Genomic DNA, 18,067 nt, shown 5'->3' on the forward strand with positions numbered 1-18,067 from the left:
ACAAGCCTACGGAGAGAAAGATGTTCCCTACGCATTCCATCGATAGTGCCCCTGCGGGCAGTAAAGAAACGCTTGCTGCAATTGAAAAAGGTTATGGTTTCCTGCCGAACCTGGCCGGGAAGCTGGCCGAAGCGCCGACGGCCTTGAAAGGGTTTGTTTCGCTCGCGGGTATCTTTTCGGGTAATGACACCACCCTTAGCCCGCTTGAACAGCAGATTGTATTGGTGGCAACAAGTGCCGAAAATGGCTGTGACTACTGCACGGCTGCCCATGGCATGTTGGCACACAAGTCTGGCCTTGGCCGTGATGACGTGTCTGCTGCACAAAGTGGTTTGCCACTATCCGACCCGAAGCAGGAGGCCCTACGGGCGTTCACAACGATCATCGTCGAAAAACGTGGTTGGGCCGATGAGGATGAAATCCAGGCCTTTCTGGACGCAGGGTATACCGGGGCTCAGGTCCTGGAAGTGGTGATCGGCGTGGCAGTTAAGACCATCACAAATTATGTCAACCACATGACAAAGCCGGAACTGAATGTTCAGTTCGCCGACTATGCGGTTACCAGGCAGGCAGCCGATTAGGCGCTAGTCTTTCAGGATATCCAACACCTGCCCCAGAAGCGTCGGGTCCCCCATGGCCACCAGTCGGCCGCAATCGCCCGGCGCTTCACCTTCCCAGTTTGTGGCGCAGCCACCAGCACCGCGGATCACGGGGATCAGGGCCATCATGTCATAGGGCTTGAGGCCGCTTTCCACCACAACATCCATATGGCCAGCGGCCATCACGGCATAGGCATAACAGTCAAGGCCATAGCGCACCAGTCGGGTTTCCTGGAGAAGCGTGTCGAAACTAGCGCGCTCGGCGTCCTTGAAAAGATTTGGGTCAGTGCTTGAAAGAGTTGCTTTGTCAAGGCTTGGACAGGCGCGGGTGCTGATGGGCGTGCCGTTTAATGTGGCGCCATCAGGCCAGCCCAGGTAGCGTTCCTTGAGGTAGGGTTGATCAATCACACCAATCACCGGTTCACCATGGTAGCGCAGGGCAATCAGCGTGCCCCACGTTGGCAACCCGGAGATAAAGGCGCGTGTGCCGTCAACAGGATCCAACACCCACTCGAACGGGCCTTCCGCAGCCTTGACCCCGAACTCTTCGCCGAAAATGCCGTGGTCGGGATAGTGTTCCTCGATCAGCGCACGGATTACCCTTTCAGCGCCTTGGTCCGCCTTGGTCACCGGGTCAAAACCGTCGCCTTTGTCCTTGTCATCCACGCCCATGGGCTGCCGAAAATAGTCCAGCGTAACTTCGGCCGCGGCATCTGCCAACTTGCAGGCAAAGGCGCATAGTTCTTCGACCTGATCCTGCGATAGCGTAGCGGGCTGTGCTGTGGCGGTCATGATAAGTTCCCGTGACGTGATTGGATAAAGATTTTCATCAATGGCGCCTTGCCATTGCGGTGACTTTAGACCACAAATTGCCCGGAAGACGCAACGGATGTATGTGGATGAATGTTGATTTTCTGATCGTTGGAGCTGGGATCGCCGGGGCAGGGCTGGCCTACCGCCTGGCGCCGCACGGACGGACTGTGCTTCTCGATATGGAAGAGCAGGCCGGGTATCATACAACGGGCCGGTCGGCTGCTTTCTATGCCGAAACTTATGGCGGCCCGAAACTGCAGCCGTTAACCACGGCATCCAAGGAATTCCTGACCAGCCCCCCTGATGGGTTCACCGATGCACCACTGATGAACAAGCTGGGCGCTATCCATGTCTTCAAGGAAAGCCAGCGTGCGCAGGCAGAGGCTGTCTTTGAGGAGATGCGCGAAGCCCTCCCGGGTGTCCGTATGCTAACTGAGGCCCAAGTACGTGACCGGGCGCCACACCTGAAGCCAGGTGTATTCGTTGGGGGAATTGATGATCCAGACTGCGGAGACCTGGATGTGGCGGCCCTTCATCAAGCGTATCTCCGTGCGGCGAAGAAGCAGGGGGCAGAGGTGTTTTTGGGAGCGGGCATGGAGGCTGCTGCGCACGATGGCACATTCTGGCATGTCAAAACCCGTACGGGGCAGGTGAAGGCGCGGGTGCTGGTCAATTGCGCCGGCGCATGGGCTGACGATATCGCCAAGCGTGCCGGTGTCACGCCACTGGGATTGAAACCCCTGAGGCGAACCATTATTACGGTACCGAAACATGATGATGTTCCGTTTGATCGCTTTGGGCCGGTCATCATTGATGTGGATGAGGCCTTTTATTTCAAACCGGAAGGCAATGGCTACCTGATCTCACCCGCGGACGAGTCAGAGAGCCAGCCTTGCGACGCCCAACCGGAACTTGAGGATGTGGCCATCGCCGCCATGCGGTTCGAGGAAGCGACAGGCTTAACGGTTGAGAAGATCGACGCCAAATGGGCCGGTCTAAGAACCTTCGCGTCAGACAAGGCACCCGTCATCGGCTATGACGCCGGCCAGCCAGCCTTCTTCTGGAACGTCGGCCAGGGCGGATACGGTATTCAGACATCGCCAGCCTGGTCAGAATTGGCGGCCGCCCTCATCCTCAAACAGGGCGTGCCGGACACGCTGGCCCGGCACGGTGTCAGTGTTGACGTCTATCGACCGGAACGGTTGCGTTAACGCCTTCTACGCTGTCTGCGGTGGCGGGTTTCGCCAAAGGCAAAGACCAGGATCAGGGCGCCGGCAACGCCCGCGATTACATCGCCTATCCAGCCGGTGGGGCCGAGGCCGATCACGCCGAACAGGAAATTGCCGACCATTCCGCCAAAGATGCCCAGGATAATGTTGCCTAGGGCGCCAAATCCTTCACCTCGGATGATGTGACCAGCCAGGAAGCCGACAATGGCGCCAGTGATGATTGTTCCTATCATGATGTCTGCTCCCGTTTGTCATTATGGTTGGGGCCGAAGCGCAACAGGATTGCGCCTGCAAAGCCTGTGACAATGGCGCCAAACAAGTTGGTGGGCCCAAAGCCCAGTAGCCCGATGGCAAACCAGGCCACTAGGGCGCCCAGAAGGCCCAGTGCAACATCGCCGACCGGGCCAAAAGACTTTCCTTCAAGATATCGTCCGGCAATGAAGCCCGTCAGGGCCCCGGCAATCAAAGTACCAATCATCAGTGCCTCCCCTAGTAGCGATATCGCCGACCATAACCGCGGTCATAATCAAACTCGCGCCGGAGTTCGTCGTTGCGGTATTGGCTCAGCGCATAGATGGCCCACATGGCGGCCACAGGCCAACCGATGACGGTTATCCACAGAAAAGCATTCATCAAGCCCTGGAAAGGGCGCCAAATGGTGAAAAACACCAGGGGTGGGAAAAGTATCGCCAATATCAGGCGCATCAAATCCTCCTATATCCTCGCTATGTGTCGACATTTTTTTGTCTTATTTGAAATATGTGGGCGTGCGCCTTTTTGTTTTCAAGGTCAGCCTTGGCTGAAGGCCGCAGTACGCTTGCTGTTGAAGGGCGATATGTCGCTGCTGATTTTGATACGCAACCAGCCGCTACTGTGCTAAGGAGCCGAATAGCTACTTGTTTTCTATGGGGTTAGGGCAGCCTTGCCAGGCTAGGGATTGTGTGTCGAGATGATTAATTTTCTGCGTAACTTCAAAGTGAATGTCCGGATCTGGACGCTGACTATTTTGGCCTTTCTGGGCATGGTCTTCATTGTCTGGGAATTTTCCACCCTGGTCGCGGAACTGCAGGCGGGGCGCGTATCCGAGGCGCAATTCGCAAGCCACCAGAACTTGGTTTATATTGTCACAGCTATCTTGATAGCTGCGATCTTTGCCCTGTCGTGGGCCATCACCGCCAGTGTTATGGGGCCGCTCCGACGTCTTCAGGAGGAGTTGAATTATCTTGCGGAAGGTAAGTACGACAAGCCGGTGACTGATACCAATCATGGTGACGGTATTGCGGCTATGGCCAAGGCAGCCGAGGTCCTGCGGCATAACTCGCTCGAGACAGAGCGCCTGCGTCAGGAAGCTGATGAGGCCAAGGCGCAACAGGCAGCCGCTGAACGTGAGGAAGAGGACCGCCGACACGCAGAAGAAACCCGCCGCCTGCAGCAGGAACAGGAAAAAGAACGCCAGATGAAAGCCGAACGCGACAGCATGCGAGCGGACCTGGCAGATAGCTTTGAAAACGAAGTCTCTGGTGTGATCCAGTCCCTTTCAGGTGCAGTCGCAGAACTGCAAATGGCTGCTGACACCATGACCGACGCAATCGAGCAAACAACGATGGAAGTCAGCGCGGCGGCAAGTGCTACGGACGCCACAAGCCAGGACATGATCTCTGTAGCAGAAGCCACCGAAGGTCTTACCGGCGCTATTGGCGAAATCCGCACGCAGGTTGAGCATGCCAACACCATCAGTACCAATGCTATGTCGGTGACCAAGGCGGCGGCTGAACGGGTGGGGTCGCTGGCCAGCGCGTCTGAGCGGATTGCCGAAGTCGTGCATCTGATCAACGATATCGCAGAACAGACCAATCTCTTGGCACTCAATGCCACCATTGAGGCCGCGCGGGCAGGTGAGGCAGGCAAGGGCTTTGCTGTCGTGGCGAATGAGGTGAAAAGCCTTGCGAACCAGACAGCACGTGCCACACAGGAAATTGAAGAACAGGTTGCGGCCATGCAGTCCGCAACCAAGGAAACAGTGGACGGCGTGAATGAAATTCACCGCACCATCAATCAGGTGAGCGAGATTTCCGGTATGATTGCCGCCGCCGTGGTGGAACAGGAAGCTTCGACCGGTGAGATTGGCCGCAGCGTCCAGAACGCCAGCCAGGGTACTGCCAATCTGGGCCAGAATGTTGGCCGCGTGCAGGAGATGGCGCAAAAGAGCTCTGGCGCAGCCACTGTGGTCAGCGAAAGTACAGGCGGCCTGACCGATCAGGCCAGCATCCTTGAGGATTCGGTATACCGCTTCCTGAAGAGATTGCGCGGTTGATCTGTGCCCCGATGTGGGATCGGTGAAGGCCTTCAGACTCGTCTGAGGGCCTTTTCTTTACGCCCATGCAGGATCATGGGGTAACATGGTTTCTACAGAGAAAGTTTGGGTGAAGAGTTGATCAAAACATTCCAGATCGCGGTGGCAGCAGCACTGAGCGTGCTATGCGGTGCCTTTAGCGTGGCAGACGATGGTGTGGAATGTCCTGCAACTGGCCCTGTGCTGCACCTGTCCGTTATCGCTGGTGAAATCACCAACATGATCGAGAAGTCCGGACAAGGTCCCTATTTGCGCTTGCTGCGCGAGATTGAAGCACAATCCAATATTCGTTTCGATGTAACAGTTTTGTCGGACCGTCGGGCAAAACGCGATTTTTCGGAAGGCATGGGCGACGTCTACATGATCCGCTCCAATTTTGATAAAGCGCTCTCGCCTGTCCAGGTCACGTTGGATGTGCACGGATTGCACGCATTCGTTCGCAAAGGCGAAGCTGTCCCAACGTCTCTGGGTGACCTTAAGGGCAAACGTGTTGGCCTGCCTTACCTTTATTCCTTCCCCAAGAGCTTGACGGAGAATGCTGACATCAATGTGGTTAAGCTGGCGGAATCTGCTCACGCAAACCTGGAAGCATTAGCAATAGGCCGGGTGGACGCGACCATCGTGCCGCTGGCGGTGGGAGAGGCTTTCCTGAAAGCCAGGCCGGACGCCAATTTGACGGTAGACGTTGACCATCCGGTCCTTGTGAAAGAAGCAAGCATGGTATTCCGCCCCACATTGACCTGCGCAGCACAGCAGGTGGGTCAGGTGGTCGAAGATTTCAGGCGTAGCGGCAAACTCTTCACTATTTTAGCAGAAAACCCCTGATCTGATCGGTTGGCGCGAGACCGCGCAATCGAGGGTGGTGGCTGCTAATGCCTTGTTAAATCATCTGAATTAGCCTTGCTGATATGAAAGCGTGGCGCACCCAACTCTGGTCCCTGTTGATTGTCATGACGGGTATTTTTGCCGGTCAGGCGGTGCAGGCCCATGCGCCTGCCTGCAGCTGGGACACCAGCCAGACCCATATCAGCATTGTGGGTGGTGTATTGGGCAACCTGATCGAAAGCCCCACGGAGGGCACCTATGTGAAGCTGTTGGAGCGGCTATCTGAGCGTACGCCCATGCGCTACGACTTGGAGGTTCATTCGGATAAACGAGCACAGCGCCATTTCACCGACAAGCATTATGATGCCTATATGGTCTGGTCCAACTTTGATCCCGTGCTGTCATCGCTTCAGGTCAGGATCAGCGGTCGGCCCATCTATGCCTTTGTGCAGGAAGGCCAGAAAATACCGCGCCAGATCAGTGACCTGGAAGGGCTGACTGTGGGGCTGCCGTTTGTCTATTCTTTTCCGAAAGAGCTGACAGAAAACCCGGCCATTCACACCATGCGACTGGCGGAAACCGCAGCCAGCAACCTGGACGCCCTTTCGCGCGGGCGGGTGGACGTTGCGCTGGTGGCGTCAGGTGATGCGCTGGCCTTTATGCGGGAAAACCCAATCAAGGGCCTGGTCTATGACGAAGATCATCCGATCATGACCAAGGAAACGGCGCTGGTGCTGCAGGATCATGAAGCCCTGCGCTGTACGGCTGTGATGCTCCAGCAGGAAATCGAAGCGATGCGGGCTGATGGTAGCCTGGCGCGGATACTGGCGCCCTAGTTGCGCTTCTTGGGGTCATCCAGCGGGCGGTGGCTTTCGATATGGTCGATATACCAGCCAGGAAAACCATAGCTTTTTGCGGCCTTCAGGACTTTCTCGATATATTCTGTCTTGGCCTGTTCGGGTTTCATGTTGTCGCACACATACACCAGGGCGGGCACAATCTTGCCGCCGCGGGTCGTCACAAGCATAGCCTCCGGGTGGTATTCATAGTCAGTGAAGGACGACAGGTGAGTGGTATAGAGCGTATCCAACTCTTCGTGGGTCAGGTTCGCGAGAATGCCATACACGACGCCGTCACCGTTTTCGTGCAGGTTTGCAACGGGCTGCATCAGCATTTCATAGCCATGAATGCAGGCTGGCGCGAAGGCGCGCTTCTTGATGCCTGCTTCTTCAAGCACGCTCAGGCTGATAAAAGACCCGTAGAAAAAAACCTGTACCTTGCGGTTGGTCATATGAATTCCTCCCAATTTCCCCAGCAGTTTCTTATGAACACGCGCACCGGTCGCCCGTCAAACCTTATCTTATGTATTTGCTACAGTTTTACCGGGGTTGCCTCGTAGCGTTTCACATTGATCGACAAGATCTGCATGCCCGCGAGGGCCTGGCGGAACTTCGCCGTGTTGTCTGATTTCAGATGCCGGGCAAGGGCCTCTTTGGCCTCCCATTCCTCGTAGAAACGGAAGTTGCCCGGCATGTCGATGTCTTCCGACATCTGGTATGTAATGTTGCCGAATTCCTTGCGTGCGGCGCGGACAAACTGTTCGAACGCTTCCGTCGCCTCGCGGCGGTACTCGGGCGATATCTCAATCAGGCCTGTTACAATTAACAATCTGGCCTCCCGTGGTGATTTTTCCCCAACCACAACACCAGTATAGCCAGAAGACCTTTCGCAGCTGTTAATGCGGCCAGCACCTTTTGATTGCAGGGGTGCGCCTATTGCGGGCATAGTTGAGCCAAGATAGAGATAGGGGAAACGACATGCCCGAAGACACTAAAACCAATGAGCTTTATTGTCCCAACCCCAAAGACATTAGCGAGAAATAACCATGGTCGATTACCCGAAGGTGTTTGCCTTTGATATGGCAAAAGCCCGGCTGATCCGCACAGCAGGGTTGATAGCCGCCAGTATTCTTTTAGCGATCCCCGTTGTTGCTTTGCTCCAAGGAGCAGCCACGTCGGATATAGGGCTAGCAGTAATTGCGGTCATGGCGGCGTTCTTTTTTTTCGCCATATATTATTTCCAGTTTCTCGCGTGTTGTTTTTATTCAGGGAACGCGCTTGAAATCCATGCGGACCATATCGTTGTCGCTACGCCAGCGGGGATACTTGTTCTTCCAAGGCATGCTGTGAAACAGGTGAAGGGACCGGGCGAGTATTACCACGATCCTGACCAAGCATTCAGTGTCGTTAATATAGCACAAGTGCTGGTATCGCCTGAGCTTGTGGTTGGGGATAGCTATAAGGTACGAAACCATTTCGGTTTTAAGGTAAATCCAATTGTTCAGGCTTGGCCTTTGATAGGTGCGGAAGGTTTTGATGTACTGGCGGCGCTAAAAAGGTGGCACGCCGAGACTTAGGCACGACGGCAGGCATGCGGAAACGCGCAGCATGGGCTCATGCTGCGGCGTCAAATTCTTGATGGCTTAGCTTGTGGCTGTTAGCCGCGCTTTTTCTTGAAGCGGGCAAAGAAGCCTTCGCCGGGCTGGTAAGACTGGGCTGCTTCCCATTCTGCTACCTTGCGGGCGTACTGTGTTTTGGTGATACCGTAAGTGGGCACAGGCTTTTGCTGTTGCATGGTTTCTTCCTTCGCTTATCGTTCGGGCCTTTTTTAGGTTGGCCCTTTTGTCGTGTTTTATGGTGCCTCTTTGGGCGCCTCTTGTTCACCTTATCTGGTGATGATTTCCACGATTACAAGATACGGATGAATAGGACATTAAAAAGGCGACGGAACGATGCGAGCAAGCGGCAAGCCGTTTATTCTTCTATTCCTGCAAAATATCACGGCTTTGTTTTATCGGCGTGTTGTCATGGCATGTTACGGAGAGGCCTTAATTGCCTGTAGCTGGAACTCAGATATGACCGATATCGCCTTTGTGCCGCTTTCCACGATTGATGAAGACATGCTGATGGCGTTGATGACCAATCCGTTGGTGCGCCAGCATATGCCGCTTCTGCAGCCCGATTTCTCGCTTGAGGATTGCAGGGCATTTGTTGCAGCAAAGACGCGGCTTTGGGAGGAGCACGGCTATGGTCCATGGGCCTTGGTGATTGGTGGCCAGTTTGCCGGGTGGGGTGGGTTGCAGCCAGAGTCGGGCGATGCCGACTTCGCCCTTGTGCTGCACCCGGATTTCTGGGGCTGGGGCCACAGGATATTTGCCCGTACCCTCGATTGGGCTTCAGAAAACCTTGGTGACACACCAATAACCATTCTGCTGCCTCCGGGCAGGCCTAACACGAAGGCGGTCACGCGCTTCGGGTTCACGCCAGACGGGAAGCTGGTGATTGCCGGCGAAACCTTCCTTCGCTTCCGCCGAGAGGCGTAACAGGCATGAAAAAAGGCGACCCCGTTCGGGGCCGCCTTTGATGCTTTGATTTTTCCTGTATGGACAGCAAGCCCATACCAACCTTTGGACTTATTCCGCAGCGCGGGATGCTTTCTTGCGCTCGTGCGGCAGCAGGAAGCGTTTGCGCAGGCGGATGCTCTCTGGCGTTACTTCAACAAGCTCGTCGTCGTTGATGTAAGCCAGCGCTTCTTCAAGCGGCAGGATTTTCGGCGTGCTCATCTTGATGGCGTCGTCCTTGCCGGACGCGCGCATGTTGGTGAGCTGCTTGGCTTTCTGCACGTTCACGTCCAGGTCATTGTCGCGGCTGTGTTCGCCGATGATCATGCCTTCATACACTTCAACGCCGTGGTTGATCATGATGGTACCGCGTTCCTGCAGGTAGAAAAGCGCATACTGCACGGCCTTGCCGCCGGCAGTAGCGATCAACACACCGCGCTGACGGGCACGGATCGGGCCTTTGTAGGCGTCATAGCGGTCGTAGGCGCGGGCCATGATGCCGGTGCCGCGTGTGTCGGTCAGGAACTCGCCGTGATAGCCGATCAGGCCACGGGCAGGAGCATCAAAGGTCAGGCGTACTTTGCCGCCGCCGGATGGCACCATGCCGGTCAGTTCAGCCTTACGGAGAGACATCTTCTCAACAACGGCACCCTGATATTCTTCGTCCACATCAATCTGGACGGTCTCATAAGGCTCCAGGCGCTTGCAGTTTTCGTCCTGCTTGAACAGCACGCGTGGACGGGAAATTGCCAGCTCGAAGCCTTCACGGCGCATGGTTTCAATCAGAACGCCCAGTTGCAGTTCGCCGCGGCCAGCCACTTCGAACGCATCTTTGCTTTCGCTTTCCGTCACCTCGATGGCCACATTGCCTTCGGCTTCGCGCATCAGACGGTCGCGGATCACACGGCTGGTCACATGCTTGCCCTCGCGGCCCGCCAGCGGGCTGTCGTTGACCATGAAGGTCATCGCCAGGGTTGGTGGGTCAACCGGGATCGCATGCAGCGCTTCGGTTACTTCCGGCACAGCGATGGTGTCTGCAACAGTTGCAGTGGTCAGGCCAGCGATGGCGACAATGTCACCCGCTTCAGCTTCTTCAACCGGCACACGCTCGAGCCCACGGAAGGCGAGCAGTTTGGAAATGCGGCCAGTTTCAATCACCTTGCTGTCGCGGCTCAGGGCATGGATGGGATCACCCACCTTCACGCGACCGGTTTCAACACGGCCGGTCAGGATACGGCCCACGAAGTTGTCGCGGTCCAGCAGGCTGATCAGCATGGAGAAAGGCTTTTCTTTGTTGCCTTCGGTCACCACTTTTGGTGCCGGCACGTGCTCGATGATTTTTTCAAACAGAGGGTGCAGGTTTTCGCGTGGGCCGTCCAGGTCATTGTCACACCAGCCGTCACGGCCAGAGGCATACATCACAGGGAAGTCCAGTTGCTCGTCGTTGGCGTCCAGGTTCACGAACAGGTCGAAGACGGCGTCTGTGGCTGCGTCCGGGTTGCCGTCCGGCTTGTCCACCTTATTCACCACCACGATCGGCTTCAGCCCGAGCGCCAGCGCTTTCATGGTTACGAACTTGGTCTGTGGCATTGGGCCCTCGGCCGCGTCCACCAGCAATACCACGCCGTCTACCATCGACAGGATACGCTCAACTTCGCCGCCGAAGTCGGCGTGGCCTGGGGTGTCCACGATGTTGACGCGGGTGTTGCCCCACATCACGCTGGTGCATTTCGCCAGAATGGTGATGCCGCGCTCTTTTTCCAGATCGCCGCTGTCCATGGCGCGTTCTTCCACGCGCTGGTTATCGCGCACGGTGCCGCTTTGCTTGAACAGATTGTCCACAAGCGTGGTTTTGCCGTGGTCAACGTGGGCGATGATCGCGATATTGCGAATGTCTTTACTCATGTCTGCTTCCTGAGGCCGTCAATGGGGGCCCAACTTAAAAAAGGCTTCCGGAAAAATCGGAAGCCCCCCAAATAAAAGATTTGCGCGGCTTATACGCGTCTTTGGTCGTTGCGGCAAGCGGAAAGGGCAGAGCTCCTAGGGCTTAGCTGCCATAAGGCACTTGAAAAGCTTGGTGTCGGCGGCAAATGCCAGTGACCGCTTCTTTGAGAAAGCCAGATATTGAGGCGCTGAGCCAATGGGTGGCTCGAGCGTGCGAACCCGCTTTAAAACCCCGGTTTCGCCTAGGTAATGTTCGAGAACCGCTTTTGAATCGGCAATGAACTCTACCCTTCCGGTCAACAATTCGGCCACCAGCGATTTGGCGTTGCCGCGGATTATCAGGTCTACCGCGTCGCTGCGGATAAAGGCGTCGAACTTGGGTTCGATCAGGATATTTTGCTGGATTGCAATGCGTCGGCCGCGCAATTGCTCCAGACCCAGAAAGTCCTGCACAGCACTGTCTGCACGCACCATCAAGGCTGGACCCAGATCAAGCAAGGCATGTGGGTGGAAGTCAAAGAACTCGGTTCGCTCTTGTGAAAAGTTTGTTGGGATCAGCGCATCAGTCGTGCCTTCGCGCGCCATTGCAAGTGCTCGGCTCCATGCTGGGGGCGCGATAAATTCAACGTCTGCGCCACAGGCCTGTGCCATTTGGCGAACCGATTCCACGGCCAGCCCAGAGATATGACCTGTGTCTGGTGCAATGGTGACGATAGGCGGCAGAGGGATCGTGGAGACCTTCAGGATTGGGCGGCTGTCTGCAAACACTTCGTCCGCAACTGTCAACAACACAAGCAGCGCGATTAGCAGCGCTGCAGTGCCTAAAAGTTTTCGTGTCACACTCGTAACCACTGAGCTTTCCTCCCCGCCCCTGGCGGTACCATAGAGTGAGAGCCTCTATGAAAGGTTAATTTCGCAGTGTTGAGATCGGTATCAGTTCTTCGGTAGGTACACAGATTTGCTTAAGAGGCAGCGGGATATCTCTGTCTCCGCAGCGAAGGCAGGCGCGCGTTTTTTGGACAAGGCCAGGAACTGGCCGCTACGACCCAGGGGTGGGTCCAAAACGCGAATTCTTTCCGGAATTTTTGATTCCGTCATGTGATAGATGATCATGGTTGGGCTGTCTGCGATGAAATCTACGCGACCAGACAAAAGCTCATCCACAAGGGAGATGCTATCGCTACGTTCCACAAGTGTCGCCTGATCGCTTCTGATATAGGCGTCGAATTTTTGTTCCAGAAGCGCGTTGGTGCGGACCGCTACTTTTTTCCCCTTGAGGATGTGAAGGCCGCTAAAGCGAAGGAAAGGACTATCAACGCGGACAATCAGGCTTGGGCTCATATCGACAAGCGGCTCTGTCGGGAAATCAAAATACGACAGCCGGTCTTCTGCGAAATTGGTTGGAATGACCGCGTCAACAATTCCTATTTGAGCCATCATATAGGCCCGATTCCAGGAGGGCGTGACGACAAGATCAGCTTCAGCGCCGCAAGTTTCTACCAGCAGCTGGAGGGCATCAATGGCTTCGCCGTGGATGTTTTTGCTGCCTGAATCCTGCATAACAAGTGGCGGAACCACAATCGTGGAAACACGCAGAGTAGGAACGTCAGCGGCCGAGCCGGTGCCGGTCACTGTGCAGATTACTATTAGAGCGCCGGCAATCAGTTGCGCCAACCTACCCAATCGGGACCTCCTTTCTACAAGGGTTCCCCGGTTTCCAGGACATTCAATGTAGCTCAATCCCTTCTAGGAAAGGTTAACAGCCCGGATGGCGAGGGGATCGGTTTGCCGCGGCCTTGCCACCGTTCGCCGACTACCGCCTGATTTGTAGCTCTGATGATGTAATGCTGCTGATGTTGGCGGATTAAGGATTGTCGGAGTGAAAACTATGGCTCGGGATATCGATCAGACAATTGATCTTTCCTATAAGCTTTTGGGGTGTCTATGGGGCGTTGGCTTGATCTGTCTTTGCCTGAGTTTCATGGCGGATAGTGCTGAACCGGACTGTCCTTTGGCAACATGCCATATCGAAAAATGCTGAAATTCTGAAAGGCGCCAATCTCTACTATTGGGTGTATTTTGCGTTTTTTTGGCGGGATGCCTCCCTGTTGGAACGGCCTAAGAGACAGTCAGAGCCGATCTGGTTTCCAGCGTGGCATCACAGACAATAATTCCCAAGTGGGATGCCGAGCATCGGCAAGAGAGCTTTCAGAAGCTAATTATTCCTGCGGGGCGCGATAAACGGCAATCATGGGGTTAACCAGAATAATTGCCTTGCGTTGAAATAAAATTGGCAAAGATCTTGAAAAGATGTGAGTCGTTCCTTGAAACCTGCGCCCTTATGGGCCCGGGACAACTATTGAGCCAAGTTTGGTGAAAAAAAATTTCAAAAATAACACCAAATAAAATTCATATATTTCATAAAGTTATAGTGAATTAACAGATTCTCAAGGATTCGTGACGTAGCCTGTACTTGGAATTTGAGTACGAAGCATTTATCTTAATGCTTAGCGGGTAGCCCCCGCGAATGCCCTCCGTGGGCGTTTCCTCCCTGAGCCTGGGCCACGCGAAAGCGTGGCCTTTTTTTATTCAGCGTAAATTTTTCAGTAGCTGTGGCATTTTTGCTTACCTTACTTATTGCGGCTCATGTATGGCTTGTTTCGCACATGCTTGACCTTTCAAGCCCTGGTATATGTATCGCCTGCATTAGGTCGTCGCGGTTTTAGAAATGACTTTGTAGCGGCACAAGGGCCTTCGGAACCTCTTACAAGTTTTCACTTATGGGTAGAGTGTTGCAAAAGCAATAAGTTGGGAGTGGTGTTGCGCAGGCCTCTTGGTGTAGGGCCCCGGCATAAATAGTTGCGGCAAAAGAAAAGGGGCGCCGAAGCGCCCCTGATGATTCATATGTAGGATCAAGCCTTAGAAGGTGTAGCGAGCTCGTACGTAGTACATGCCGCCATTAAAGCCCATTGGTGAGGTAACCGGATAAGCCGCACCTGCAACGCCTGCCCATGGGTTGTCATCTGGGTAGTTGTCGAACAGGTTGTTCGCGCCAACCACGAGTTCCAGATTGTCCATGATGTTGTAACCGAATTCGGCGTCGAGCGTGAACTCGGCACCTGCATCAATCGGCAGACCGCCGCTATCCAGGTGTGCTTCCCAGTAGCTGCCATAGTAGTTAACCCGTGTCAGCATGCGCCACTTGTCGGTTTGGTGCGTGAAGGTCGCGTTAAAGCGGGTCCTTGGCAGGTTTTCCTCCAATTGGCGGATACGCAGGTCATCGAGGGTCGCTGGGTTGAAGTCGATCACTTTCGTCTTCGTATAGTTACCAGCTATCGCAATGTTGCTTGAGCCGTCCTCGAACAGATCCAGTGGGATCGTTGCAACAACGTCAATACCCTGCGTACGGGTGTCGAAGTCGTTCACGAAGAAACGGAAGGCTGCGAGGTCAGCTGCGAAGCTTACGCCGCTATCCACAAGCGCCTGACGTTCTGCAGAGGTCAGTACCTGGGTCGCAGACTGGGTGATCCGGTCCGTGAGCTTAATGTTGAAATAGTCAACCGTCAGGGATGCTGCGCCGATATCGACGGAAGCACCAAGCGTGAAGGCATCAGACTTCTCTGGGCCAAGCGCCTGTGCGCCCTTAGAGATGGACACAGGGTTGGTTGGTGGAATGGTACCACGCTGTGCAAGCTGCAGGCGACCGTCAACTTCCTCGAACACTGTCGAGATGTTCACTACCTGCTGCTGCCCAACAGTTGGCGCCCGGAAGCCTGAGCTGATGGAGCCGCGGATCCGGAAACTGTCGGTGACTTTATAAAGACCAGTAACCTTGAAGTTGGTTGTGGAACCAAAGTCAGAGAAGTCTTCCCAGCGCAGTGCTGCACCCAGGATCAGGTCTTCGGTTACGTCTGCTTCCATATCGAGGTAAAGCGCGATGTTGGTGCGGTCCCATTCGCCAGCAACCTGCGGGCTGAAGCCTGCAAAGCCATTAGCTGCAATGCCGAAGCCTTGCGTACCGGTAATGATCTCTCCAACATCGTTTTCAAGCGCGAATGGCTCAGCAAGAATACCAGTTTCCCAGGACTCGGTCTGACCAATGCGTGCTTCGAACTGCTCTTCACGCCATTCGAAACCAGCTGCAACGTTCAGGTCAGAGAAGAAGCCAACATCGATCGGATAAGACAGATCGGCGTTGAAGTTCTTTTCAAGCTGAATGTAGGAGCCAAGCTCGAAGTTGTTTGGCGTGGCAGAACCAAGGCTTGGGTTTACCGTGTTATTGATAAAGAAGTCAGCCTGGTTGCGACCAACGTGCATGGATACGTCATACGCAAGGCCATTGTCCATTTCACCGCGGTAGCCAAGGGCGATCGCGGCATCGTTCAGCTTACCGCCGAACTGTGGCGTAAAGCCGCCTGGGAACATCTCGTTAAATACGAAACAGTTCGGGTCAGCAAACACTTGTGCCAGCAGTGCATCTTCGTTGTCTGCGCCAACAATGATCGGGTCAACTACCGTACCGGTGGTGGCTTCGCCTTCATTGAAGTTGATGCCGCCTGGGCAGGTGATGCCGTCTTCAGGCGTCATGTCGCCAACAAGGCGCTGGTTGCCGGAAACGTTCACGCCGGAACGGGTGTCCGGGTTACGGAAGAAGAAACCGCCTTCAACTTCACGCTCGGCATAGTTACCGAACATGTAAGCTTCGCCTGAATCGGTGTTGAGGCCTGCGTTCAGGAAGACTTTCCAGTCGTCGCGTACTTCAGGCTGACCCCAGATCTGAGCGTATGGCTGGCGAACATTGTTGTTGCCGGCATCGATCAGGCCTTGCGCATCGTCACGCTGGACGCTGCGGCTGGTTGGGTCTTGCTCGCGCCACTCGGCGGAGAAGTTAGCAAAGCCGTCAGGGCCAAGTGGCAGGCCGATGTTGGCTGCAAACATGCGCTGATCGCCGTCACCTTCGTAGGTTTGACCCCATTTGGCTTCAACAGTGCCGCCTTCGGCATCATCGCGCAGTTGGAAGTTGATCACGCCGGCGATGGCGTCAGAACCATACTGTGCCGCTGCACCGTCACGCAGAACTTCGACCTGCTTCAGGGCGATTGCAGGGATAACGGAAATGTCCGGGCCTTGTGCACCGTCAGAAAGGCCGCCGCCAAGGAAGGAAATGACGGCCGCACGGTGACGACGCTTGCCGTTCAGAAGTACCAGCGTCTGGTCGGGCGCGAGGCCACGCAGGTTCGCAGGGCGAACAAGCGTTGCGGCATCCGAAATTGGCTGTGCGTTCACGTTATAGGATGGCACAACAGTCCGCAGCAGGTTCGACATGTCTCCGTCGCCCTGGTTTGCAAACTGGTCTGCGCTGATTACATCAACTGGTGCCGGCGTATCTGCCGCAGAACGTGCTGCCCGGCGCGAACCGGTAACAACAACTTCTTCAATGGCAAAACCGTCATCAGTAGAAGTGCTTTCCTGTGCGCTAGCAGCAACAGTCGGTAGGACTGATGCCATCGCTACGCAGGACGTACCTAATAGGAATTTTTTCATGGTGTCCACAGAACCCCTCCGTGTTTTTAAGGTGTGGTTTCAGTTCTTCGCCGCCAACCTCCCAGAAGCGCAGCGAATGCACTCGATACCTACAAAGACGGATATTAAGCCTGCTTTAGGAATAAAAAGATCAGAAAAAGGTGCTTTTTTTCTTTGGCGCCAAGAAAAGTTAAAATGTGTTGTTTTTGAAACACTTGTGAACTCTTGGGTCTAGAAAAAGAAATTATGTTTCCTGAAACATGGATGGGCGCAATATTTGACAATGAGTGATGAGGTTGTCAGGCGCGGAAAATAGCGATTTTCTAGGGAGTGGCAATAATGATTAATCACTCAGCTGCGCGAGGGAGGACTGCTTTCTGCAGGCCTTTTTGCATGTCTGTGAAGCGCGAAATAAGGTTCTGGCTAAACCACTGAAGTTTTTCACGAATTTCTTCAAACTCTGGCAAAGGCTCTATTTTGTTCTCATTCATATAGATGGCGCGATTGATTTCAATCTGCAGCGCATGGCGTCCCTGGTTGGGGTTACCATAATGCTGGGTGGTAAAGCCACCGGAATAGGGCACGTTCCGACGCACACGAAAACCAGTCCGGATCAGTAGCTCCTCTGCGATGGAGGTCAGGTCGCGACTGCATGCGGAGCCCCAGTTGTCTCCAAGTACGATGTCTGGCCCCTGATGTCGGCCCGTCTTTTGTTCCGAAGGCATCGAATGACAATCAATCAGCGCAGCATAGCCGAACTGCTTTTTCCGGGCGCTGATAAGGGCCGCCAGCTTGTCGTGGTAGGGCTTGTAGACGGCACCAATGCGATAGAACGCTTCCCGGGCTGGCAGCTTCTCAGTATAGATGGGCACGTTTTCGGCCACAAGTTTCGGGATGATCCCAAGCCCTGCTTTTACGCGGTGTGTTTCGTGTACCAGGCCTTCATCAAGGGTGGGGCTGAACATGGATGGGTCAAGCTCCACCTCGTCACGATTGAGGTCCAGATAGGCGCGGGCGTGGGTTGCCACCAGAAGAGTTGCGCCATTTTGGGGCGCGTGATCAAACAGCTTGTCGACGAATGCATCTTCCGACAGGCGCAATGTGTGATCTGACAAATGGGTGGCTGAGCGCATGGCTTGCGGGTAGAAGCGGCCGCTGTGTGGCAGGGCAAATATAAAGGGTCCCGGTGTTGGTGCGGAACGGCACAAGAAGGGCGCTGGGCGCTCAACTTTTTTCCGGCTTGTCTCGTCGCAGCTATGCTCTGTCATATGAATAGCCTAGCGCGAAACCGTCACGAAGTCATCGCTGATCTTAAGTGGGTCGGTCCGATAAAAATTGGCTTGCACGGTCGCGGGCTGCGGTGTAAACACAGGCCCGTTCC

The 18,067-nt window shown here is 54.9% G+C and carries 19 protein-coding genes; 7 read left to right on the forward strand and 12 right to left on the reverse strand.

All coding sequences use genetic code 11. The features are described from left to right. The first annotated feature begins 20 nt into the window (after window positions 1-20). Entirely contained in the window at window positions 21-581 is a 561-nt protein-coding gene (locus B3Z17_RS14160; protein WP_286830427.1) for a carboxymuconolactone decarboxylase family protein, read from the forward strand. 3 nt (window positions 582-584) lie between these two features. Here B3Z17_RS14160 and hisN read toward each other — a convergent pair whose 3' ends face one another. Further along, window positions 585-1,391: a histidinol-phosphatase gene (gene hisN / locus B3Z17_RS14165; RefSeq protein ID WP_286830428.1), complete on the reverse strand. Its 807-nt coding sequence runs from the start codon at window positions 1,389-1,391 to the stop codon at window positions 585-587. A gap of 107 nt (window positions 1,392-1,498) precedes the next feature. Between hisN and B3Z17_RS14170 the strand changes: the two genes are divergently transcribed. Beyond that, window positions 1,499-2,623, forward strand: coding sequence for an NAD(P)/FAD-dependent oxidoreductase (locus B3Z17_RS14170; RefSeq protein WP_286830430.1), 1,125 nt, complete (start codon window positions 1,499-1,501; stop codon window positions 2,621-2,623). Here the strand turns inward: B3Z17_RS14170 and B3Z17_RS14175 are convergent. From B3Z17_RS14175 to B3Z17_RS14185, 3 genes are read right to left on the reverse strand one after another with little or no spacing between them, the layout of a single operon-like run. Beyond that, on the reverse strand, window positions 2,620-2,874 hold the full coding sequence (locus tag B3Z17_RS14175) for a GlsB/YeaQ/YmgE family stress response membrane protein (protein WP_068302252.1): 255 nt from the start codon (window positions 2,872-2,874) through the stop codon (window positions 2,620-2,622). The genes B3Z17_RS14170 and B3Z17_RS14175 overlap by 4 nt on opposite strands. Further along, window positions 2,871-3,119, reverse strand: a complete 249-nt coding sequence (locus B3Z17_RS14180; protein ID WP_286830432.1) for a GlsB/YeaQ/YmgE family stress response membrane protein — start codon at window positions 3,117-3,119, stop codon at window positions 2,871-2,873. Before B3Z17_RS14180 ends, B3Z17_RS14175 begins: the two co-directional genes overlap by 4 nt. An 11-nt stretch (window positions 3,120-3,130) precedes the next feature. Then, window positions 3,131-3,346 carry a hypothetical protein gene (locus tag B3Z17_RS14185; RefSeq protein ID WP_068302258.1) on the reverse strand — a complete coding sequence of 72 codons (216 nt, stop codon included), beginning with the start codon at window positions 3,344-3,346 and terminating at the stop codon, window positions 3,131-3,133. A gap of 244 nt (window positions 3,347-3,590) precedes the next feature. Between B3Z17_RS14185 and B3Z17_RS14190 the strand changes: the two genes are divergently transcribed. The 3 genes from B3Z17_RS14190 (at window position 3,591) to B3Z17_RS14200 (ending at window position 6,655) form a co-directional block, all read left to right on the forward strand. Further along, the gene (locus B3Z17_RS14190) at window positions 3,591-4,955 is read left to right on the forward strand and encodes a methyl-accepting chemotaxis protein (RefSeq protein ID WP_286830434.1); all 1,365 of its coding nucleotides are present in this window, start codon (window positions 3,591-3,593) and stop codon (window positions 4,953-4,955) included. A 117-nt stretch (window positions 4,956-5,072) separates the two neighbouring features. Further along, window positions 5,073-5,819 (forward strand): substrate-binding periplasmic protein, encoded by a 747-nt coding sequence (locus tag B3Z17_RS14195; RefSeq protein ID WP_286830436.1) that lies wholly within the window; start codon window positions 5,073-5,075, stop codon window positions 5,817-5,819. A gap of 83 nt (window positions 5,820-5,902) precedes the next feature. After that, window positions 5,903-6,655 (forward strand): substrate-binding periplasmic protein, encoded by a 753-nt coding sequence (locus tag B3Z17_RS14200; protein WP_286830437.1) that lies wholly within the window; start codon window positions 5,903-5,905, stop codon window positions 6,653-6,655. On the opposite strand, the gene B3Z17_RS14205 is transcribed toward B3Z17_RS14200, so the two are convergent. Together B3Z17_RS14205 and B3Z17_RS14210 are read right to left on the reverse strand one after the other, a co-directional pair. Beyond that, the gene (locus B3Z17_RS14205) at window positions 6,652-7,110 is read right to left on the reverse strand and encodes a gamma-glutamylcyclotransferase family protein (protein ID WP_068302268.1); all 459 of its coding nucleotides are present in this window, start codon (window positions 7,108-7,110) and stop codon (window positions 6,652-6,654) included. The two genes, B3Z17_RS14200 and B3Z17_RS14205, sit on opposite strands and share 4 nt — an antisense overlap. An 80-nt stretch (window positions 7,111-7,190) precedes the next feature. Next, the gene (locus B3Z17_RS14210; RefSeq protein ID WP_068302272.1) at window positions 7,191-7,487 is read right to left on the reverse strand and encodes a putative quinol monooxygenase; all 297 of its coding nucleotides are present in this window, start codon (window positions 7,485-7,487) and stop codon (window positions 7,191-7,193) included. Between the two features lie 217 nt (window positions 7,488-7,704). On the opposite strand from B3Z17_RS14210, the gene B3Z17_RS14215 reads away from it, so the two are divergent. Then, a complete protein-coding gene (locus B3Z17_RS14215; RefSeq protein WP_286830440.1) occupies window positions 7,705-8,235 on the forward strand; it encodes a hypothetical protein in 531 nt (176 codons plus the stop codon). 80 nt (window positions 8,236-8,315) lie between these two features. Here B3Z17_RS14215 and B3Z17_RS14220 read toward each other — a convergent pair whose 3' ends face one another. Continuing rightward, complete coding sequence (locus B3Z17_RS14220; RefSeq protein WP_160328578.1) at window positions 8,316-8,453, reverse strand: hypothetical protein; 138 nt, start codon at window positions 8,451-8,453, stop codon at window positions 8,316-8,318. 280 nt (window positions 8,454-8,733) lie between these two features. On the opposite strand from B3Z17_RS14220, the gene B3Z17_RS14225 reads away from it, so the two are divergent. Next, complete coding sequence (locus tag B3Z17_RS14225; RefSeq protein ID WP_286830441.1) at window positions 8,734-9,201, forward strand: GNAT family N-acetyltransferase; 468 nt, start codon at window positions 8,734-8,736, stop codon at window positions 9,199-9,201. Window positions 9,202-9,291: 90 nt separating this feature from the next. Here the strand turns inward: B3Z17_RS14225 and typA are convergent, their stop codons facing one another. The 5 genes from typA to B3Z17_RS14250 form a co-directional block, all read right to left on the reverse strand. Further along, window positions 9,292-11,124, reverse strand: a complete 1,833-nt coding sequence (gene typA / locus B3Z17_RS14230; protein WP_068302281.1) for a translational GTPase TypA — start codon at window positions 11,122-11,124, stop codon at window positions 9,292-9,294. Window positions 11,125-11,259: 135 nt separating this feature from the next. Next, window positions 11,260-12,015 (reverse strand): substrate-binding periplasmic protein, encoded by a 756-nt coding sequence (locus tag B3Z17_RS14235; RefSeq protein ID WP_286830442.1) that lies wholly within the window; start codon window positions 12,013-12,015, stop codon window positions 11,260-11,262. Window positions 12,016-12,096: 81 nt separating this feature from the next. Then, window positions 12,097-12,903, reverse strand: a complete 807-nt coding sequence (locus tag B3Z17_RS14240; protein ID WP_286830444.1) for a substrate-binding periplasmic protein — start codon at window positions 12,901-12,903, stop codon at window positions 12,097-12,099. Window positions 12,904-14,082: 1,179 nt separating this feature from the next. Next, window positions 14,083-16,707, reverse strand: a complete 2,625-nt coding sequence (locus tag B3Z17_RS14245; protein ID WP_286830630.1) for a TonB-dependent receptor plug domain-containing protein — start codon at window positions 16,705-16,707, stop codon at window positions 14,083-14,085. A gap of 326 nt (window positions 16,708-17,033) precedes the next feature. Then, on the reverse strand, window positions 17,034-17,954 hold the full coding sequence (locus tag B3Z17_RS14250; protein WP_286830446.1) for an N-formylglutamate amidohydrolase: 921 nt from the start codon (window positions 17,952-17,954) through the stop codon (window positions 17,034-17,036). Window positions 17,955-18,067 lie beyond the last annotated feature (113 nt).

Source organism: Kordiimonas sp. UBA4487, from assembly GCF_002389025.1.
Classification (GTDB): Bacteria; Pseudomonadota; Alphaproteobacteria; order Sphingomonadales; family Kordiimonadaceae; genus Kordiimonas; species Kordiimonas lacus.

What these genes read in the sequence shown, in the direction of transcription:
- B3Z17_RS14160 (WP_286830427.1), top strand. Translation starts at nt 21, where the DNA reads ATGTTCCCTACGCATTCCATCGATAGTGCCCCTGCGGGCAGTAAAGAA.
- hisN (WP_286830428.1), bottom strand. Translation starts at nt 1,391, where the DNA reads ATGACCGCCACAGCACAGCCCGCTACGCTATCGCAGGATCAGGTCGAA.
- B3Z17_RS14170 (WP_286830430.1), top strand. Translation starts at nt 1,499, where the DNA reads ATGAATGTTGATTTTCTGATCGTTGGAGCTGGGATCGCCGGGGCAGGG.
- B3Z17_RS14175 (WP_068302252.1), bottom strand. Translation starts at nt 2,874, where the DNA reads ATGATAGGAACAATCATCACTGGCGCCATTGTCGGCTTCCTGGCTGGT.
- B3Z17_RS14180 (WP_286830432.1), bottom strand. Translation starts at nt 3,119, where the DNA reads ATGATTGGTACTTTGATTGCCGGGGCCCTGACGGGCTTCATTGCCGGA.
- B3Z17_RS14185 (WP_068302258.1), bottom strand. Translation starts at nt 3,346, where the DNA reads ATGCGCCTGATATTGGCGATACTTTTCCCACCCCTGGTGTTTTTCACC.
- B3Z17_RS14190 (WP_286830434.1), top strand. Translation starts at nt 3,591, where the DNA reads ATGATTAATTTTCTGCGTAACTTCAAAGTGAATGTCCGGATCTGGACG.
- B3Z17_RS14200 (WP_286830437.1), top strand. Translation starts at nt 5,903, where the DNA reads ATGAAAGCGTGGCGCACCCAACTCTGGTCCCTGTTGATTGTCATGACG.
- B3Z17_RS14205 (WP_068302268.1), bottom strand. Translation starts at nt 7,110, where the DNA reads ATGACCAACCGCAAGGTACAGGTTTTTTTCTACGGGTCTTTTATCAGC.
- B3Z17_RS14215 (WP_286830440.1), top strand. Translation starts at nt 7,705, where the DNA reads ATGGTCGATTACCCGAAGGTGTTTGCCTTTGATATGGCAAAAGCCCGG.
- B3Z17_RS14220 (WP_160328578.1), bottom strand. Translation starts at nt 8,453, where the DNA reads ATGCAACAGCAAAAGCCTGTGCCCACTTACGGTATCACCAAAACACAG.
- B3Z17_RS14225 (WP_286830441.1), top strand. Translation starts at nt 8,734, where the DNA reads ATGACCGATATCGCCTTTGTGCCGCTTTCCACGATTGATGAAGACATG.
- typA (WP_068302281.1), bottom strand. Translation starts at nt 11,124, where the DNA reads ATGAGTAAAGACATTCGCAATATCGCGATCATCGCCCACGTTGACCAC.
- B3Z17_RS14245 (WP_286830630.1), bottom strand. Translation starts at nt 16,707, where the DNA reads ATGAAAAAATTCCTATTAGGTACGTCCTGCGTAGCGATGGCATCAGTC.
- B3Z17_RS14250 (WP_286830446.1), bottom strand. Translation starts at nt 17,954, where the DNA reads ATGACAGAGCATAGCTGCGACGAGACAAGCCGGAAAAAAGTTGAGCGC.